The 2,009-nt window shown below is 54.1% G+C and carries 2 protein-coding genes; both read left to right on the top strand.

The window, feature by feature from the left end:
* Window positions 1-519: 519 nt before the first annotated feature.
* A complete protein-coding gene (locus QVO43_RS03870; protein WP_022487276.1) occupies window positions 520-729 on the top strand; it encodes an Ada metal-binding domain-containing protein in 210 nt (69 codons plus the stop codon).
* A 508-nt stretch (window positions 730-1,237) separates the two neighbouring features.
* Window positions 1,238-2,009, top strand: a 772-nt coding sequence (locus QVO43_RS03865) for a M48 family metallopeptidase (protein WP_288174483.1), incomplete at its 3' end; no start/stop codon positions are given.

Genomic DNA, 2,009 nt, shown 5'->3' with positions numbered 1-2,009 from the left:
GGAAGCCGGACCCTATCGCCCGCGTGCTCCACCCCAGGAGCGACAACACCCGATGTTGTCCCGCCGACTCCTCCTGGGCCTGCCCTCCCAGCTCCCGAAGAATCGACGTATACTCACACAGAATACCAGCAAGGCCGATTCCTCTACCAACTTGTGTCCCCCTGAAAGGGGGAAAGGACCCGTGCTTGCACGGGTAGGGGGGGGCCTGGGGGCCAGGAGTTTCTAACGGAAGAAAGTACAAAGCTTCTGGCCGAACCCCACCACCATGCTGCGCATGGTCCCCAGCTACGGCATAAGCGACCTCGCTATCCGCTAAAGCGGATGCTCCCTGCTTACGCCCCTTTCAGGGGACGGACAGAAACAAAACTATAAATATAAGTTCAATGCTCCTGCCAATCACTCCTTTGTTGTCGGCAGGTCCTGCAAAATATTGGCTGTCGCCGATGCCACCACCATCCTGAGATTGACTGAAAAGAATCAATCGTTTTAAAATAATGAGAGAATGGGGAGGGAGTTATTATGAAAAAAGCATTGGTGATCCTTGTTGCTTTATTATCCACTCTGTGTCTGGCTGCACCGGCACTGGCCTATCTGGGCAATCCGCGGACGATGAAATTCCATAATGATAATTGCCGGACCATCAGGCATCGAGAAAATTTTGTTGAAATCGACAGCCGGGAAGAAGCCATTGAAGAAGGGTATGTACCTTGCCAGGTTTGTTATCCGTAAACAGATTTTAATGTTAGGCACGAATTAAATTTTATGAATTTGCCAAAAAGGAAGGCTTTTATCCTGCAGGTTCAGGCAGCATGCGCTACTGACAGGAGCGAAGGCCTTTCCTTATTTTTTGAAAGAGGATAGTCTTCCGGAGGAAAGAAAATCTAAAATTTTATCGATCCATGGGCGAGGCAGAAACGTATCATTCCTGCCCATCATTGGACAGCCAGGGACTTTGGTATAAGAGGTAAAAAATTGCCCTTCGGGAGGCCGGGAAGGGAGTGCCTTCGGCGCTCCCCTACGGCGTCTTCGGCGAAATAAGGGTGCTATATTTTTATCCCGTTCCTGTATTCAGTACGGTGCTGGTTCTGGTCATTGGCCCGAGACTCGAGAACCTTGACCCCTATCCGAGACCCAATAAAACAGGACCTGCGATTTTAGCAGTCCAGGAATAAAAATTTCACCCCTCCCTCACTTCCATCATGTATAATAACAGGATATGGATGCAGGAGGGATTGTTATGCGCAGACTGTTTGGAATCCTGGCTTTTTGCCTTTTGATGGTGCTTCCGGCGCCCCGGAGCCAGGCGGCCATGATCAGCCAGAAACAGGAAATCGAAATGGGACAGCAGGTGGCTCAGCAGCTGGAGAACCACTACGGCCTGGTCCAGGATGACGAGATCCAGGACCGGGTGAACCGGATCGGCCAGAAGCTGCTCCAGAACGGCACCCGTCCCGGCCTTACCTATACCTTCAAGGTGCTGAACACCCCGGATGTGAACGCCCTGGCCTGTCCGGGGGGCTTCATTTACGTGTACAAGGGTCTCCTGGATTATATGACCAGTGACGACGAACTGGCAGCGGTGCTGGGCCACGAAATCGGCCATATCGAAAAACGCCACACGGTCCATCAGATGGAACAGCAGATGGCCCTGTCCCTCTTGACCCTGCTGGCAGGGGTGGCTTCCGGTGATCCGGGGGCAGGGATGGTGCTGGCCTCCACGGCCAGCCAGGCCCTGCTGGCCGGCTACAGCCGGAAGGACGAACGGGAGGCGGACCAGGAAGGCTTCCGGCTGTCCAACCTGGCCGGGTACAATCCCTACGGGTCCTATGTGACCATGGCCAAACTGGAGGATATGAGCAAGGATATGGGGAATCCGGGGTACGGGCTCTTTGCCTCCCATCCGGAACCGGAAGTGCGGATGGCCAAGGCCCTGAAATGGACGGAGCCCCTGAAAATCCCGGAAAAGGTCACAGTGAAGACCGACGGTACGGCTGCCGTCAGTCTGGGGG

It is taken from the genome of Acidaminococcus sp. CAG:542 (assembly GCF_000437815.1).
Classification (GTDB): Bacteria; Bacillota; Negativicutes; order Acidaminococcales; family Acidaminococcaceae; genus Acidaminococcus.
Note: the sequence above shows the minus strand (reverse complement) of the source record. Positions and strands in the feature narration are given on the sequence as shown.

Coding starts and splice junctions, on each gene's coding strand:
- QVO43_RS03870 (WP_022487276.1), top strand. CDS start 520: ATGAAAAAAGCATTGGTGATCCTTGTTGCTTTATTATCCACTCTGTGT.